12 protein-coding genes are annotated in these 16509 nt (G+C 39.7%); 9 read left to right on the top strand and 3 right to left on the bottom strand.

The annotated features are described in order from the left end of the window. Nucleotides 1-224 precede the first annotated feature (224 nt). Complete coding sequence (gene cysK, locus H4I94_RS04400; protein WP_092819624.1) at nucleotides 225-1223, top strand: cysteine synthase A; 999 nt, start codon at nucleotides 225-227, stop codon at nucleotides 1221-1223. 349 nt (nucleotides 1224-1572) lie between these two features. After that, entirely contained in the window at nucleotides 1573-2508 is a 936-nt protein-coding gene (locus tag H4I94_RS04395; RefSeq protein WP_092819623.1) for a LysR substrate-binding domain-containing protein, read from the top strand. Nucleotides 2509-2530: 22 nt separating this feature from the next. Here the strand turns inward: H4I94_RS04395 and H4I94_RS04390 are convergent, their stop codons facing one another. Next, a complete protein-coding gene (locus H4I94_RS04390) occupies nucleotides 2531-3130 on the bottom strand; it encodes a TetR/AcrR family transcriptional regulator (RefSeq protein ID WP_092819622.1) in 600 nt (199 codons plus the stop codon). Between the two features lie 723 nt (nucleotides 3131-3853). Here H4I94_RS04390 and H4I94_RS04385 point away from each other — a divergent pair. The 6 genes from H4I94_RS04385 (at nucleotide 3854) to H4I94_RS04360 (ending at nucleotide 12780) form a co-directional block, all read left to right on the top strand. Beyond that, a complete protein-coding gene (locus H4I94_RS04385) occupies nucleotides 3854-5635 on the top strand; it encodes an acyl-CoA dehydrogenase C-terminal domain-containing protein (RefSeq protein WP_261181783.1) in 1782 nt (593 codons plus the stop codon). Between the two features lie 105 nt (nucleotides 5636-5740). Beyond that, nucleotides 5741-6910: a thiolase family protein gene (locus tag H4I94_RS04380; RefSeq protein ID WP_131272769.1), complete on the top strand. Its 1170-nt coding sequence runs from the start codon at nucleotides 5741-5743 to the stop codon at nucleotides 6908-6910. A 118-nt stretch (nucleotides 6911-7028) separates the two neighbouring features. After that, on the top strand, nucleotides 7029-8528 hold the full coding sequence (locus tag H4I94_RS04375; protein ID WP_261181774.1) for a succinate CoA transferase: 1500 nt from the start codon (nucleotides 7029-7031) through the stop codon (nucleotides 8526-8528). A 530-nt stretch (nucleotides 8529-9058) separates the two neighbouring features. Beyond that, nucleotides 9059-9400, top strand: a complete 342-nt coding sequence (locus H4I94_RS04370; RefSeq protein WP_092819619.1) for a hypothetical protein — start codon at nucleotides 9059-9061, stop codon at nucleotides 9398-9400. Nucleotides 9401-10346: 946 nt separating this feature from the next. Continuing rightward, a complete protein-coding gene (locus H4I94_RS04365; RefSeq protein WP_131275055.1) occupies nucleotides 10347-10847 on the top strand; it encodes a pyridoxamine 5'-phosphate oxidase family protein in 501 nt (166 codons plus the stop codon). 742 nt (nucleotides 10848-11589) lie between these two features. Then, complete coding sequence (locus H4I94_RS04360) at nucleotides 11590-12780, top strand: MFS transporter (protein ID WP_261181763.1); 1191 nt, start codon at nucleotides 11590-11592, stop codon at nucleotides 12778-12780. Between the two features lie 94 nt (nucleotides 12781-12874). Here H4I94_RS04360 and H4I94_RS04355 read toward each other — a convergent pair whose 3' ends face one another. Then, nucleotides 12875-14308, bottom strand: coding sequence for a trehalose-6-phosphate synthase (locus tag H4I94_RS04355; RefSeq protein ID WP_314732911.1), 1434 nt, complete (start codon nucleotides 14306-14308; stop codon nucleotides 12875-12877). Then, entirely contained in the window at nucleotides 14296-15093 is a 798-nt protein-coding gene (gene otsB, locus H4I94_RS04350) for a trehalose-phosphatase (protein ID WP_261181756.1), read from the bottom strand. Before otsB ends, H4I94_RS04355 begins: the two co-directional genes overlap by 13 nt. A 1143-nt stretch (nucleotides 15094-16236) precedes the next feature. Here otsB and H4I94_RS04345 point away from each other — a divergent pair. After that, nucleotides 16237-16506 (top strand): hypothetical protein, encoded by a 270-nt coding sequence (locus H4I94_RS04345; protein ID WP_092819613.1) that lies wholly within the window; start codon nucleotides 16237-16239, stop codon nucleotides 16504-16506. Nucleotides 16507-16509: the final 3 nt, after the last annotated feature.

The following is a 16509-nucleotide window of genomic DNA, read 5'->3' as shown; positions in this document are numbered from 1 at the left end:
AATTGCATGAATAAATACAAACTTTATTGATGACAATTGCGTCATTTAAGTTGTAACGATTTGGTGGATATTACAAGCTTATGGGTTTAAAAAATATTGTTTTTTAAATTGAAATTGCACCTTAAGTTGAATAGGTCTAACAAGAGAAAAACTTATCTTGAAGGTCTAAATGGCTTATGATGAGCGCATAACTTTAAAATCAAAAGACAGCTCAAGGAGTTCAAATGAGTACTGATTCTGCTTTTCCAGCACCGAACAATTTAGGTATAGCGGTTTATGGTAATAATGCTGAAGCAATTGGCAATACCCCATTAATTCGCATCAACCGTGCCATTTCATCCGACGCAACCGTATTGGCAAAAGTTGAAAGCCGTAATCCGGCATTCTCGGTGAAGTGCCGGGTAGGTGCTGCTTTAATTGCAGATGCTGAAGAAAAAGGCTTGCTTAAACCGGGCATGCATATTGTCGAGCCAACCAGCGGCAATACCGGTATTGCTCTGGCATTTGTTGCGGCTGCCAAAGGTTATGACATTACCTTGACCATGCCGGCAAGCATGAGTGTTGAGCGCCGTAAGGTTTTAAAAGCGTTTGGTGCAAATCTGGTGCTGACAGAACCGGCCAAAGGCATGAAAGGTGCGGTAGATGAAGCGGTACGTTTAGCCACTGAACAACCGGATGTGTATTTTTTACCGCAGCAGTTTGAAAACCCGGCTAACCCGAAAATCCATGAACAGACCACAGGCCCTGAAATCTGGGAAGCGACTGGCGGTAAAGTCGATATTCTGGTGTCTGGCGTCGGTACAGGCGGTACCATTTCCGGTATTTCGCGTTATTTTGAGCAGGTAAAAAATCAGCCGCTGTATTCGGTTGCTGTGGAACCTGCGGAATCACCGATTATTGGCCAAGCGAAACGGGGTGAGCCATTGACACCGGGACCGCATAAAATCCAGGGCATTGGCGCCAACTTTATTCCTAAAAACTTGGACCTGGATTTAGTGGATGAAGTGATTGCCATTGAAAGTGCTACGGCTATTGAATGGGCACGCAAAACAGCCACCCATGACGGTATTCTGGTCGGTATTTCAAGTGGGGCAGCCATGGCAGCTGCCGCTCAACTGGCAGCACGTCCTGAAAATGCGGGTAAAAACATTGTGGTGATTTTACCGGATGCGGGTGAGCGTTATTTATCTTCAGTGTTATTTGAAGATATTTCAGCAGAATAATTGTTCATACCTTAAGGTTTGACTTGAATTTGAAGCGTTCAGGTTTAAGTCAAACCGTTTGATTGATGTGTTTCTTTAGACTTCTTCCATCCATCCCTTTGATTTTTCTTATACAGACTTGAAATACATTTCAAGTCTGCTCAGGGAGAAAAATAAAGAGGGTGCAAACAATAATGAAAGCGGTCTTTTGTGTTATTTTGATTTTTATTGATAGAATTTATTTTATAGGCTTCAGCTGAAGCGTATCCGCATGACAGGCTATTTTCGGTATAAATGGACATTGGAAATAGCCCGTAAAAGGCAGATGATATATTGCCTCTACAAATTGAAGATTTAGGGATTTGAATCGGTGTTTGAGCTCGACTGTAAATTACTCAGTGTTTTTCTTTATATTTATAAATATAAAAGTGTTTCTGTCGCGGCTGAATATCTGGCCATGAGCCAGCCCACGGTCAGCAATATCCTGAATAAAATCCGTCAGCATTATAATGACCCGCTTTTTTTGAGAATCGGCAATGAAATGGTGCCGACTGAACTGTCGAAACAGCTGTTTCCACTGGTCAGTGAAGCCTTAAGCAAAGTTGAAATCATTAATAATTTTACCGTTGATTTTGACCAGACCACCTCACAGCAAAAATTCACCATTGCCATGACCGATGTGTCGCACTTGGTTTTATTGCCGAAGATTTCCCAATATTTAAAACAGCATGCTTCGCATATCCGTTTAAATGTCCGGGCCATTACTTCTGAAACCAGTTATCAAATGGCCAATGGGGAAATTGATCTGGCGATCGGTTTTCTGCCCAATCTGGAAAACGGTTTTTATCAGCAGAAACTGTTTGAGCAATATTATGTGGTGATTGCCGCCAAAAATCATCCGCGGCTCAGCGAAAACAGCTTAACCACCGAACAATATATCAATGAACCCCATATCGATATTGATGCCGGAATGGGGCATTACCATATTGAGAATGAACTGTTAAATTTAGAACTGAAACGTAATATCTTGATGCGCTTGCCGAGTTATCTGGGCGTTGGACTGGTGGTTCAGGAAACCGATGCCATTGCCACCGTACCTTATTATTTAAGTGAAGTGTTATTGTCGCGCGGCAATTTGCAGATTTTTGACGCACCGATTACTTTTCCCACTTACGCCGTCAAGCAATATTGGCATATGTCCTGCCATCATAAGACCAGCCATCAGTGGCTGCGGCAGATGTGTTACGAGTTGTTCTCGAAAATGAATGACCTGGATGACCCTATGCATAAAATCATTCATCAATAACTGATTTATTGAAACCCGGATATCAAGAAATTTTATCCGGGGTCATTAAGGCCTGGTTGATATACAGCTTGATCAGGCGTTCACGTGAACCAATGGCTTTCTGGTAGTGGGTCGAATTGAGCAATAATGAAGCGCCATAAGTGACGGTCCAGATATAAGACAAATAATCGCGAATCGACATGGCACTATTAAAGGACTTCAGATAATCATCGGTCATGTCTTTAATTTCGATAATCCGTTCTTCACGGACTTTATAGAGTTGTTCAAATAATTCTTTTAGCTTGCGTTCATTATTGGTTAAGCGTTCTTCAATTACATGCAATAAAATGGTCCGGTTGGAATTTAACATGTTGTAGAGCATGTACTGTGAAACATAGGTTTTAATATTATTTTTATATTTTTTCGAAATTTCCAATAATCTTTTTTCATTCAAAATAATGAGTTCTAAATAGAGCTGATTCTTGCTTTTAAAATGTTTATAAATGGTGCCTTTGGCAATATCCAGTTCAGACGCCAGTTCTGCCAAGGTAATGTCCTGATTATTATCCAGTAACAGTGTTTCTGCCATGGCTAAAATTTTCTCTTTGCGTAATTGAAAATTTTGTTGGCGTACCGTATTCATCGTAAGTCCCAGAAAGACATAAAAAAAGCCAATTCAACATATACCGATCTTATGCATATGACAACTCAACTAATGTCTGATATGAGCTAAAAAACAAAGCACTGCTTTGTTTTTAGCGCAAGAGAATAATAAAAAGCACTGCTTTGTTTTTGACGTAAGAAATTAACAAAGCGCTTTTTTGTTTTAGTACAAGAGAGACAATATAGACTGAAGGTCAACGAAGCGCATTCAATCAGCTTAGATTTGCAATGGCATAGCCAAAAATAAAAGTCAATCTGGCAGAACCTGAGAGGTCAATAATCATCAATAAAATTCCAATTAACGCATAATTATTTTATTGTCTTTTTACGTTGAAAAAAGGGACTAGCCCATAAAACGCAAAGAGCAGATATGCTGATTTAACCGTATTCCATTCATGTATTTAAGCTTCGGTTTGAGGGTGGATGGTTCAGTTTAAAGTGATTTACAGAAACCATGTTTTATTCATTGCTCATTGGAGTAATGATGAATAGATTCTTAATATTCGAGCTGATGAGTAAAGTATTTTAACCTGATTTTCGCTACGTTCATTTCTCCTCATGGATGCTGAAAACCACGGAAATACCCGGAATTTGCTTAGAAAGATGGACGTTGGAATAAATCCGTTATTTCAGTATAGGTTCTTACAACTTTAAAAAGCACTTCACTATTTTTAATGCGAAGTCTTCACATAAGGAAAGCAACATGCCTATTTATAACGCCCCCCTTAAAGACATGGAATTTATTTTAAATGATGTATTTAAGGCAGATGAATTCTGGCAGGGGAATGAAAACCTCGCTCATTTAGATATGGCAACGGCTAATGCGATTTTAGAGGAAATGGCCAAGTTTTCTAAAAACGTCATCCTGGATTTAAACCGCAGCAGTGATGAAGAAGGTGGCGCACAGTTCAATAATGGTGTGGTGACTACACCTAAAGGTTTTAAAGAAGCATTTAAACAGTTTGCCGAAGGTGGCTGGGTTGGCCTGGGCGCGCCTGAAGAATGGGGCGGTCAGGGCATGCCTAAAATGCTGACGGTACTGGCGGATGAAATGATCTGGAGTACCAACCCGTCATTTATGCTGTATCCCTTACTGACTGTGGGTGCAGGCATGGCGATTAATGACCGTGCTTCCCAAGAACAAAAAGAGACGTATCTGCCAAAATTCTACACTGGTGAATGGTCAGGTACCATGTGCCTGACAGAACCACATTCTGGTACCGATTTGGGCATCATTAAAACCAAGGCGGAACCGAATGAAGATGGTTCTTTTAACATCACCGGGACAAAAATCTTTATTACCAGCGGTGAACATGATCTGTGTGAAAACATCATCCACCTGGTTTTGGCAAAAACACCGAATGCACCGGCTGGCTCACGCGGTATTTCCTTATTCATCGTGCCGAAATTCCATGTCAATGCAGATGGCTCGGTGGGTGAGCGCAATGCCGTGTCTGCAGGTTCCATTGAACACAAGATGGGGATCAAGGGTTCTGCGACTTGCGTAATGAACTTTGACGGTGCCAAAGGTTATATCGTGGGGAAAGAAAACGAAGGCCTGGCCGCCATGTTCGTGATGATGAACTACGAACGTTTATCCATGGGTATTCAAGGCATTGGTGCGGCTGAATTTGCCTACCAGAATGCTGCACAATATGCCACAGACCGTTTGCAAGGCCGTGCCGCAACTGGTGCAAAATCGCCTGAAAAACCGGCAGATTCCATTTTAGTGCATGGTGATGTGCGCCGCATGTTGCTGAATGTCCGCGCCAACAACGAGGCATCGCGTGCCTTTGCGGTCTATGTAGGTCAACAGCTCGACATTACCAAATACTCAACCGATGCTGAAGCAGTACGTAAAGCCAATGACCGTGTGGCATTGTTAACACCAATTGCTAAAGCATACCTTACCGATAAAGCTTTGGATTCGGCTTTAGAAGCCCAAATGTGCTTTGGTGGTCATGGTTATATTCGTGAATGGGGCATGGAACAGTGTATTCGTGACTTGCGTATTTCCCAAATTTACGAAGGCACGAACGGCGTTCAGGCCATTGACCTGATTGGCCGTAAGACCATCAAATGTGGTGGAACATACATAGGTGAATACATTGCAGAAATTCGTGAATTTGCACAAGGTCTGGATGATGGCTTGAGCATTAAAGCCGCTGTACTGGATGTCTGCACACAGGTTGAAGACATTACTGCCTTCATTGTGGATCAGGCAAAAACAGCCCCTGATTTCTCCAATGCCGTGGCAGTGGATTACTTGCATGTGGTGGGATTACTCAGCTTTGTCTATATGTATGCACGTATCAGCCAGGCCGCCCAACCGAAAGCTGAAGCGTTCTTCCAGAACAAACTGGTGTTGGCGCAGTATTATGTAGCCAAGGTTTTACCTGACCTGGCAGCACGTGTACAACGTATTCAAGCCGGTGCCGATGTAGTGATGCAGTTACCCGAGGAATATTTTACTGCCCAATCTTAAGTTTGGCACATAGCTTTAATACAGGTTGAACAAAGATGGAAATGACATGAGCTGAGGGTATAAGTTCATGTCACACAACAAAATTCATAAATTAGGATGAAAAAAATGATTGTTATTGTAAATGGTGTTCGTACCGCAATGGGTGGCTTCCAGGGCTCACTTTCTTCATGTACAGCGCCAGAACTAGGTGCAGCAGCCATTAAAGAAGCTGTAGCGCGTTCAGGTTTGCAACCCACAGATATTGATGAAGTCATTTTTGGCTGCGTTCTTCCAGCCGGCTTAAAACAGGGACCGGCGCGTCAGGCCATGCGTCAGGCAGGTTTACCTGACAGCACGGGTGCAACCACCATTAATAAAATCTGCGGTTCGGGCATGAAAGCAGTGATGCAGGCTGCCGATGCAGTGAAAACAGGCTCAGCAGAGATTGTCGTCGCAGGCGGCATGGAGTCGATGAGTAATGCGCCTTATTTGCTGGATAAAGCACGTGCCGGTCACCGTATGGGACATGGCAAAATCACCGACCATATGTTTCAGGAAGGTCTGGAAGATGCTGAAACCGGTCTTTCCATGGGTATCCTTGCCCAAGAAATGGCCGATAAAAAAGGCTATACCCGCGAACAGCAAGATAACTTTGCAATCAGCTCGTTGAATAAAGCAGTAACAGCCATCAACAATGGCTATTTTAAAGAAGAAATCGTGCCTGTAACCGTGTCTTCACGTAAGGGGGATGTGGTAATTGAGCAAGATGAACAACCACTGAATGCCAAGGTCGACAAAATTGCTACTTTACGTCCGGCCTTTAAAAAAGATGGCACCATTACTGCTGCCAATTCCAGCTCTATTTCAGATGGAGCTTCTGCTTTAGTCATTACTTCAGAGGAAATTGCTGCAGAGCGCGGTTTGGCGCCAGTGGCGAAAATTGTGGCTTATGCATCTCATTCACAGCACCCGACAGAGTTCAGCATTGCGCCAGTCGGAGCGATTGAAAAAGTGTTGAAAAAAGCCGGTTGGGATGCACAAGAGGTTGATCTTTGGGAAATCAATGAAGCCTTTGCCATGGTGGCTATGGCGGCTATGGATGCTTTCAATTTAGATGAAGCAAAAGTGAACATTAACGGTGGTGCTTGTGCACTCGGCCATCCTTTGGGTTCATCAGGCTCACGCATTATTGTGACTTTATTGCATGCTTTAAAACGCACCGGCGGCAAAAAAGGCATTGCCAGCTTATGTATTGGTGGTGGTGAAGCAACTGCGGTTGCAGTTGAACTGATCTAAGACGTTTCCGTATAGCAGAACAATAAGCGACGAATTGGAATTCGACAAGCAATAAAAGCCACCTTTTTAGCAGGCTGGGAGGGTGGCAACCAATAAGTTTATTTTTGAGATTTTTATTATGAATGGTTTAGATCGCATTCGCTTAGTCTCCCTTCGCGACAAAGTTATGTCAGCTGAACAGGCGATTGAATTGATTCAAGACGGTGCTGTAGTGGGTTTAAGTGGTTTTGGCGGTGCAGGTGAAGCAAAAACGGTACCGCTGGCCCTGGCTGAACATGCCAAACAACATCCCTTAAAGATTACCCTGGCGACAGGTGCAAGCCTGGGCAACAAGATTGATGGCCGTCTTAATGAAGCCCATGCGATTGTGCGCCGTTATCCTTATCAGGCTGATCCGGGCCTGCGTAAAGCGATCAATGCGGGTGAGGTGATGTATATCGATCAGCATTTATCGGAAATGGCAGATAATATCCGTCATCACAACTTGCCGCGAATTAATGTTGCCGTGATTGCAGCAACAGCGATTACTGAAGATGGTCAGATTATTCCCACCGGTTCATGTGGTAACTCCGCCAACTTTGTGGAAATGGCAGATCATGTAATTATCGAAATTGACAACACCATCCATCCAATCCTCGAAGGGGTACATGATATTTATGTGCCTAAAGCCCGTCCAAACCGCGCACCGATTCCCTTGATTCATGCAGGAGAACGGATTGGGACACTCGGCATTCAGGTCAGTCCGGAAAAGATTTCTGCCATTGTCCTGAACGACCTTCCCGACACTTCATTCAATATGGATGAACCGGACCAGGATACGTTGGCGATTGCCAAACACCTGATTCAATTTTTTGAAGCTGAAGTGGCAGCAGGGCATTTACCGCAAAATCTGGGTCCCTTGCAGTCTGGAGTCGGTTCAATTGCGAATGCCGTTTTTTCAGGTTTTGAACATTCCAATTTTCATCATCTGGAAATGTATTCCGAAGTTCTACAGGACTGTACGTTTGACTTGATTGATTCGGGTAAAATGACATTTGCTTCGGGTTGTTCCATGACCTTGTCCGATTCTTGTGCACAACGGGTGATGCAGAATTTTGAGCAATACAAAGACAAGATTGTGCTGCGTCCGCAGGAAATTTCCAATAATCCTGAAATCATTCGCCGTCTGGGGATTATTGCCATCAATACCGCACTGGAGTTTGATATTTACGGCAACGTGAATTCTACTCATGTGAGCGGAACCAAAATGATGAACGGAATTGGCGGTTCGGGCGACTTTACCCGCCATGCACATATAGCGATTTTTGTGAGCAAATCGGTGGCCAAAGGTGGAGCCATTTCATCTGTAGTCCCGATGGTCAGCCATACTGACCATACCGAACACGACATTGATGTTTTGGTGACAGAAAACGGTCTGGCGGATTTACGCGGTCTGGCTCCGCGTGAGCGTGCCCGCAAGATTATCGATTTATGTGCGCATCCGGATTATCGCGATGAACTGAATGATTATTTTGAACGCGCTTGCCAGCGTGGCGGGCAAACCCCGCATCTTCTTGAAGAAGCCTTGTCCTGGCATGCGAAATTTGAAGAGACCGGAAACATGCATAAAACTGCATAAATACCGCGGATTGTGTAGAACAAAACCCATCTCATGATGTAATGCTGATCAGTTAAGGAGTTTAGAAATAAACTCCTTAATTTTTAGTGAGTCATGGCGGAGTCTTCCCATTTTTAATCAAACTCTTGCAGCTCATTTGTTACTTTGGTTTCGCCCAAAGTAACCAAAGGCATTTGTCATCCGCAAAACTCGTCAGCCACTATCTACTAGCAAATTTATCGCAGAAACAATCATTTTTTAATGTAGTCCTGCCTCAAACAGTTGCGGATGACTTTCCCACATATCAAATACAGGCATGAATTTAAAAAAGAAAATGTCAGTCAATTTCTTAACTGACTGGCATTAATCTCATGATGGGTTTTTAAATTGCCAATTTCAGTTTTTATGGATGAAATGTGGATATAAATTTCAAAAAATGACGAAAGCAAAACAGAGACCGTACTGCCGAAACGCTTTGCCTACAACAAGCCCCTTAATCAGCAGCGTGTTCTTTTTATAATGGCCGCGTCGTAACATTCAAGGTCTTAGTTTTGAAATATCTTCAATATTTTTCAGCAATCTCACTATTACTATTATTAACGGCTTGTACCAAGGAAGCACCGGATTATCAGGGAACCTGGAAAAATACCGTGGAAAATCCAAAACTTGAAAATTCTCTGGTGATTGCCAAAAATGGTGACCATTATTTCATTACCAATACTTTAAAAGATAAAGAGACAGGTAAAATTGAAAAGAAAAATCCTGTTCCTGCTTCAGTGGGTGAAAATGGTTTTCTTGAGGTGAATGCAGGTGCCGGTGTGGTTGATTTTGCGATTGACGAAAAAACCGGAAATCTGGTGGGTTCTGGCTCTATCTATAAGAAAGCAAAATAATCATAGACACATACATCTACAGAAGATGTCATGAATGCGTATGATTCATGACATTTTTTGCTGAAAAAGCGAATAAGGTCGCATCATCTTCAAACCAATAATCGACTTTCGCTCGAATTTTCTTTATTTTATATGCTGAATCTTGATTATAGATCAATGATAGCGATGCTTATGTCATGGTGAAAGGGGAAATGGTGAAAATGGATTTAGGCGATGTAATATATTTAGCGTCATCGTTGAGAGCAGAATGACATTGCCGTTTGACATAACCGATTAAGCCAGCATTTTGCGATCGCAGATTTCTGGCCAAACCATCGTCAAAATTATCCGTGTGACCTTTAATGAACCAGATCAGGTCAAAAATCTGCAAGACCAGAAGCTAAGGAAACAACTTGGTGCAATAGCCTGACATCAAGATATAAGATTTAATTCAAATATAGATGGATTCCACTGAAAAGCCTCATATTTTAATTTGGGGCTTTTTTATTTTGCAGAAATCATTCATTTTGTTTTTTTGGCATAGTTTCTGCTTTATATAAATTACCAAATAAACAGAGGAGAGCCATTCATTTGATCACTCAAAAACAATCATCGGTCAATTCCGTATGTATAAAAAAAACCGTACATGCGCTATAAAATGAAAGACCTTGATGAATCCATCAAACTTAGTTTAAAGCAAGTTTCAAACAGCCCCAAGTTAAGCGCTAGGGGCTTTTTTTCTGTATCTCATTTTTATTCTTATTTATCTCAACAATCTGAAAATCTTCCCAGCTGAATGTAACAGAATGGGTCTTCGTTATTTCTTATGATCATTGCTAACAGCTTTTATTATGCAAATGTATAAAATCAGTGAGATAGGATATTCAAACTGAAAAATATAATTAATCTGAAACAGAAGTAAACCGTAAAACTAGAGCATTGATAGGCTTGTTTGAGGAGAAAAATGATGACAGATAATCAAAATCGCGAAAAATTATGGAAATTGATTAAAGAAGTACGCTTTTCCATGATCAGTCATATTACTGAAACGCAGGAAATCCATTCCCAACCCATGACCATGCTCAACTCTAAGCAGATGGATGAACACCAGAATCTGTATTTTATCTTGCGAGATAGCAATGATCTGGTGAATGCGATTGAGTCGGGCAGGAATCATATTGGGCTCTCCTTTGCCAAGCCTTCAGATGAGATTTATGTGTCGATTAGTGCGCATGCACAAATCAGTACAGACCCTAGCTTGATTGATGAACTCTGGAATCCATGGGCTGAAAACTGGTTTAAAGGAAAGGATGATCCGAGTGTACGGGTTTTAGTGGCAAGAGCCATTAGCGCAGAATACTGGAATGTCACTGACAATAAAATCACTCATCTGTTTAAGGTGGTAAAAGGAAGTATCACGGGTAAAACTGATGAACCGGATGCAGACCATCAAAAAATGAATCTGTAACACTTTAACCTTGCTTGATTGAAAATCATTAGCCTAAAAAATAAATCAAAATACTGGTATTTAAAAAATGAGCTCTGTAGCTATAAAACCTATAGAGCTTTTTTTATCGAATCATCGATATAATTGAATAATCATTTTACTTTTCAAAGGAAAGGTGAAAGAAGGTTATTCACCGATAAAACTTGGTCGATGTGAGTATTAAAAAATGAGCTAAAGCTGTGTTCATGCCTGCAGCTAGAGAGGCTTACCATAAAATTAAGATATTGAATCTTCGGGTGATTTTAGGATTAAGTCTTATATTCTATAAAATAAATATAAAAAATAGTGATGAACAACAAATTTAAATTTAGTTTTTCTTCTAAATAATGGCCATAAAATTCTGTGAGAAAATCAGGAAAATTTTTGGAATAATTTTTATAGTAATTTCAATCACCTTATGAGATGGATAAAAAATTAAAAAATATAAAACATTGTTTTATTTAAATTATCTTAATTTTAATTAAAGCTTTTAGTTTATTTATCGCCTAACGCTATGAGCTGATTATATCTCCATGTCAGTTACAAAATATTTTTTAAAATGGCTAAAAAATAGGATTGATTTGTTCTTTTTTTGTGTATAATTTCGCCAAATTAAAGCCCTTGTAAATTTATAGAAAATATCTATAAGTCTGCAGGGGTTTTTCTCTGGGAATTATCCTGAAAAGGGACGGCCAAAAAACCTATTTCTTGTGGTGGCACACATATGTTTTTAACTAAAACAGCACATCTGGATCATGCAGCTCAGCACTCTGCACAGCGTTTATCGACTTTACTAAGCTTCTTTAGTTTAGGTCTGAGTACCGCAGCATGGGCTCCGCTTATTCCTTATGCGCAGCAGCGACTTCACCTGAATCATGCCGATTTTGGTACTTTATTGCTATGTATCGGTGCAGGTTCCATGCTGGCAATGCCTGCAACAGGTTTACTGATCCAGAAAGTGGGGTGTCGTGCCATTATTTCCGTAGCCGTTTTATTGTTGCTCATGGTTTTACCCACCTTTGCCTTAAGCAGTAGTATTTTGATCATGGCCATTGCTTTGTTCCTGTTTGGTACAGCTGCGGGTAGCCTGGGTGTGGCAATTAATTTACAAGCTGTGATTGTGGAAAAAAACAGTGCCAAAAGCATGATGTCGCAGTTTCATGGCATGTGTAGTTTAGGTGGTCTGGCCGGAGTCATGACTGTTACTGCCTTACTTGCAGCGGGTGTGAGCCCCTTGATGAGTGCTTTGGCAATTTGTCTTTTATTGATGGTTTTGAGCGTCATGGCTGTGCCTAACAGTTTAGCGGTCATTGAAAAGGAAGCAAAAAACGATACTACTGAAGTTGAAAGCAAGACCAAAAAATTCCCCAGTCCGTTAATCATTTTAATGGGTCTGGTGTGTTTTATTGCTTTTCTTTCAGAAGGTTCGGCAATGGATTGGAGCGGAATTTATCTGATCAATGAATACGGCGTAAAACCTGCTTTAGCTGGTCTGGCGTATACCTGCTTTGCAATTGCCATGACTTCGGGGCGTTTTGCAGGTCATTATTTAATTAAGGCTCTGGGTGAAAAAAATATCATCATCTACAGTGCAGTTTGTGCAGCGCTTGGACTGTTTACGGTGGTGGTTGCTCCACACTGGATTGTGGTTTTATTAGGCTATGCTTTACTGGGCTTGGGTTGTTCGAATATTGTTCCGGTGATGTTTTCACGTGTGGGCCGTCAAAGTGTCATGTCTAAAGCAGCCGCATTGTCATGTGTTTCTACCATGGCGTATACAGGCTCTTTATTGGGACCTGCTTTGGTTGGGATTAGCAGTGAAATGATGGGCTTGTCTGTGGTTTTTGGGTTTATTGCGACATTACTGTTAACCATTGCTTTCTTGAACCATTTTACTCAAGTTAAAACAGCCTGATGTTTTAATTGACCTTGTTAAATTGAACGAGCATATCCAAATGGATATGCTCGTTTTTTTACAGGTCAAATATAAAATTTTCTTTTTCGATAATTTAATAATTTGCAATTTTAGAAAGGAATTTTTTAGTGACAGGCGGGAGGATATTCACTTTTTCAACGCCTTTCAGGTCGGCTAAAAATGCATTACGCCAGTCATTGATATCAAAGCTTTTTAAACCATTCATCAATTGCTGATAACGTTCCAAGCGTTCAGATTTTGCCATGGTTAAAGCTTTTTTTAATGCCTGAATCATGCTGTTGCAATTTTCAGGATCGACGATTAATGCTTCAGACATCTGCGCTGCTGCACCCGTGTATTTTGAAAGAATCAATACCCCGGGATTTTCAGGATCCTGTGCGGCGATAAATTCTTTAGCCACCAGATTCATCCCGTCACGCAAAGAATTTACCCAGCAAATATTGGCCTGCCGATAAATTTTCATTAATACATCATGTGAAATGGTAGCATGGGTACAGTTGATCGGTAACCAGTCATCTTGTGAAAATTCCTGATTAATCCAATCCACCTTGGATTGTAAATGCTCAAATAAATCTTTATATGCAGCAATTTCCATACGGCAGGGACAGGCAATCTGGATGTCGGTAAGATGCTTATGATATTCAGGATTGCTCTGTAGAAATGCTTCCAGGGCATTAAACCGTTCGATTAACCCTTTGGAATAATCAATGCGATCGACACTAATAATGGTTTGCTGATCATTTAGGTTCTCAAACTCAAATACGGCAGCAGTATTTTCATCTTTTTGCCCGGCGACTTTTTGAATCAGTTCAGGGTTAACCCCGATGGGATAGCATTGCACAGTAACCTGATGATGATTAAAGTTTAACATGTGGGTATTGATAGGCTGGGTAGCCAGGTAATGACTACACACTTGCATACACTGCTGTTGGTCATGTTCAGTTTGCAGACCTACCACATCATACTGGCAAAGGTCCTGAATCAAGGAAAGGGCCGTTGGAATTAAACTCCAGATTTTTAAGCCGGCAAAAGGGATATGCAAGAAAAACCCAATTCTATTTTTCATGCCCATTTCACGACAATAACGCGCCACACTTAAAAAATGATAATCATGCACCCAGATTAAATCGTCGGGTTCGGCCATTTGTTTGAGCTGTCTGGCAAATAGCTGATTAACCTGTTGATAGGTCGTATATTGCTGAGCCTGGTATTCAATTAAATCGGCGCGATCATGCATTGCCGGCCATAAAGTATTATTGGCAAAACCGCAATAATAATTTTGGTACTGTTCTTCGGTTAAAGGACATGTAACGTATTCCACACCTTTATATTCGGTTTGATTAAAGTGCGGATCTTGATGATTGGCAATTTTTTCACCATTCCAGCCCAACCAGATTCCACCAATATCTGCAAGTGCATCCTGCAATGCCACTGCTAATCCGCCAGCGGTAGACTTATCGGGATGGGGTAAACTGACACGATTCGATAATACGATTAATCTAGACATGCTTTTTCTCCATCTGATACTTGAGACAGTCTCAAACAATGTGTTTTTAAGAATTGTGAAAATAAGTCAAGAAAATCAGCAACATCTTCAACATTTTTCAGTCGGTAATGTGCCTGGGTAGGTTCTGGTCCAACTTTTATACTGATCCCTTTCAAATGATTGATTACCTTGAAACCGGATTCGTCGGTTTTGTCATCCCCAATGAAAACAGGTAAAACATCCTCAAAATTTAAATATTCCAATAGCGTTTGAATCGCTTGGCCTTTATCTGCCTGTTTGGGCAGCAATTCAAATACACATTTGCCTTCATTTATTTTTAGTCCAGGATGGGTATTTAGGACCTCTTCAGCAATTTGTCTTGCAATATCGGCCAGTTCAGGATATTGACGATAATGAATGGCAACAGAATAAGTCTTGTTTTCAATCAACAGTTGAGGGTAGGGACGACAACGTTTCTGAACATCATGTTGCAGTGAAGAAAAATGAATGGCATCTGTCGCAATGCTGAATTGAGTGTAGTCATCGATTTTTATTTCCAGACCATGCGTACCCGCAATAGGCATTTGTAAAGGAGACAGGAGTTCTGAGGCAGCCTGGACTGAACGGCCCGTAAGGAAGATGACCGAAACATTCGAATCACTTAACTGCTGTAAAGTGTTTAAGGTGGTGAATGGAATAAAGCTTTGAGCGGGATCAGGATGAAATTCTGATAATGTTCCATCAATATCCAGAAATAAACAGTACTTTTTATCACGGGATAAATAAGGGATTATAAACTGTAACAAGTTATGAGAATAATATTGATCAGGGGGGTAATAATTACTTGAGCTACACATATTAACTGTCTATTAATTGTTCGATTAATTTATAAATATCATTAAAAAAATGATTGAGGGATAAAATTATTATTAAAGCTACATAAAATAAATAAATTTTACATAATTTATTCTTATTTTATTTTTATCGAATTTTGCATCTGTGCCCGATTAAAGGTTGAAAAATTTTAAATTTTAAGGTGTTAAAGAGTGAAAGTGTAGATTAGGTCTCATTCTAATTATTTTATTAGATTTGAAATTCGATTAAAAATACTTGCAAAATTCGCAAGAAAACAAATTGTAAGCTTTGATATTTAATGAATATATAGTTGAAAAATAAAGTATTAAACTTTCCATTTAAATATTGTTCTATTACATAGTTACATTCTATATAACTTTGATTACAAGAATGTACATTGACGCATATTTGTCACAATGCAATATTTTTGCAATGAAAATATATTGAAATATTAAATGCATCATTGAATTGGATATAAAACTGCTTTCATAAATTCCCTTTAATTCTTCCTATGGTAAAAATAAGGAGAGTGTAAACAATTATGAAAGAGATTATTATCTTTAAGCTTTTAACTGGTGTTATTTTGAAATAATTTTTCAAAATATTAGGAATGTCTTCGGCTTGATTATAAATTTTAATTAAAAAATCATTACCATTTTTAGGAGGAAGTTAAAATTTATTGTTCTTAATTATTTTCGTGAGCAGATGCTTATTTATTTGGTTTTCATTTTAATTTATAGAAATTTTGACCATGATTACTTTAGAAAAAATATTGTTATGGGATTTATCCTGTTTAATTTGCAATTTGGTTAAATCTGAATGTGAGACAAATAATATTTATGAAGATCAAGCTGAGTACTTCACCAGATGTTTAATAAAATATACAGAAATAAAAGGCTACCAATATTTAATTGTTAAAACACATTTAACTATAACATTGATCATTAATGAATTTAAATTTACTTTCTGGGTTGTCGAAATTCCTGAAATTCAATCATGGAGATTATTTAAAAAATACGTTTTTAAAGAACTCAAATATAATTTCTATAAAATCTAGTTAAATCAATCTAAACATATTTACACAGGCGATAAGCATGAATATGCAAAATGAATTATGTACTCTGGAACAAATCTATAATTTTTTACTTATGCGTCCTTATTTTCATAAGCACAGCCAGTTTGAGAAGTTAAAAGAATTTTTTTATGAAATCCATGAAATGAATGGCGGTTTTTTTGAAGTTAAAAATTCTTATAGCTTTTTAGGGACATTTAACGGTAAGCAAAAAGTCATAGATTCAACTCATTCTCCTGATTTTCTTGATAAAAAAATATTTTTACAATGGGTGATCAAACAGATCAATTAAAAA

Origin of the sequence: Acinetobacter sp. T_3_1 (assembly GCF_025377055.1) — a bacterium.
In the GTDB taxonomy this organism is placed as follows: Bacteria; Pseudomonadota; Gammaproteobacteria; order Pseudomonadales; family Moraxellaceae; genus Acinetobacter; species Acinetobacter kookii.
The sequence above is the reverse complement of the archived record's forward strand: the minus strand, read 5'-3'. Positions and strand labels throughout refer to the sequence as shown.

What these genes read in the sequence shown, in the direction of transcription:
- H4I94_RS04365 (WP_131275055.1), top strand. Translation starts at nt 10,347, where the DNA reads ATGACAGATAATCAAAATCGCGAAAAATTATGGAAATTGATTAAAGAA.
- H4I94_RS04345 (WP_092819613.1), top strand. Translation starts at nt 16,237, where the DNA reads ATGAATATGCAAAATGAATTATGTACTCTGGAACAAATCTATAATTTT.
- cysK (WP_092819624.1), top strand. Translation starts at nt 225, where the DNA reads ATGAGTACTGATTCTGCTTTTCCAGCACCGAACAATTTAGGTATAGCG.
- H4I94_RS04390 (WP_092819622.1), bottom strand. Translation starts at nt 3,130, where the DNA reads ATGAATACGGTACGCCAACAAAATTTTCAATTACGCAAAGAGAAAATT.
- H4I94_RS04355 (WP_314732911.1), bottom strand. Translation starts at nt 14,308, where the DNA reads ATGTCTAGATTAATCGTATTATCGAATCGTGTCAGTTTACCCCATCCC.
- H4I94_RS04385 (WP_261181783.1), top strand. Translation starts at nt 3,854, where the DNA reads ATGCCTATTTATAACGCCCCCCTTAAAGACATGGAATTTATTTTAAAT.
- H4I94_RS04375 (WP_261181774.1), top strand. Translation starts at nt 7,029, where the DNA reads ATGAATGGTTTAGATCGCATTCGCTTAGTCTCCCTTCGCGACAAAGTT.
- H4I94_RS04360 (WP_261181763.1), top strand. Translation starts at nt 11,590, where the DNA reads ATGTTTTTAACTAAAACAGCACATCTGGATCATGCAGCTCAGCACTCT.
- H4I94_RS04380 (WP_131272769.1), top strand. Translation starts at nt 5,741, where the DNA reads ATGATTGTTATTGTAAATGGTGTTCGTACCGCAATGGGTGGCTTCCAG.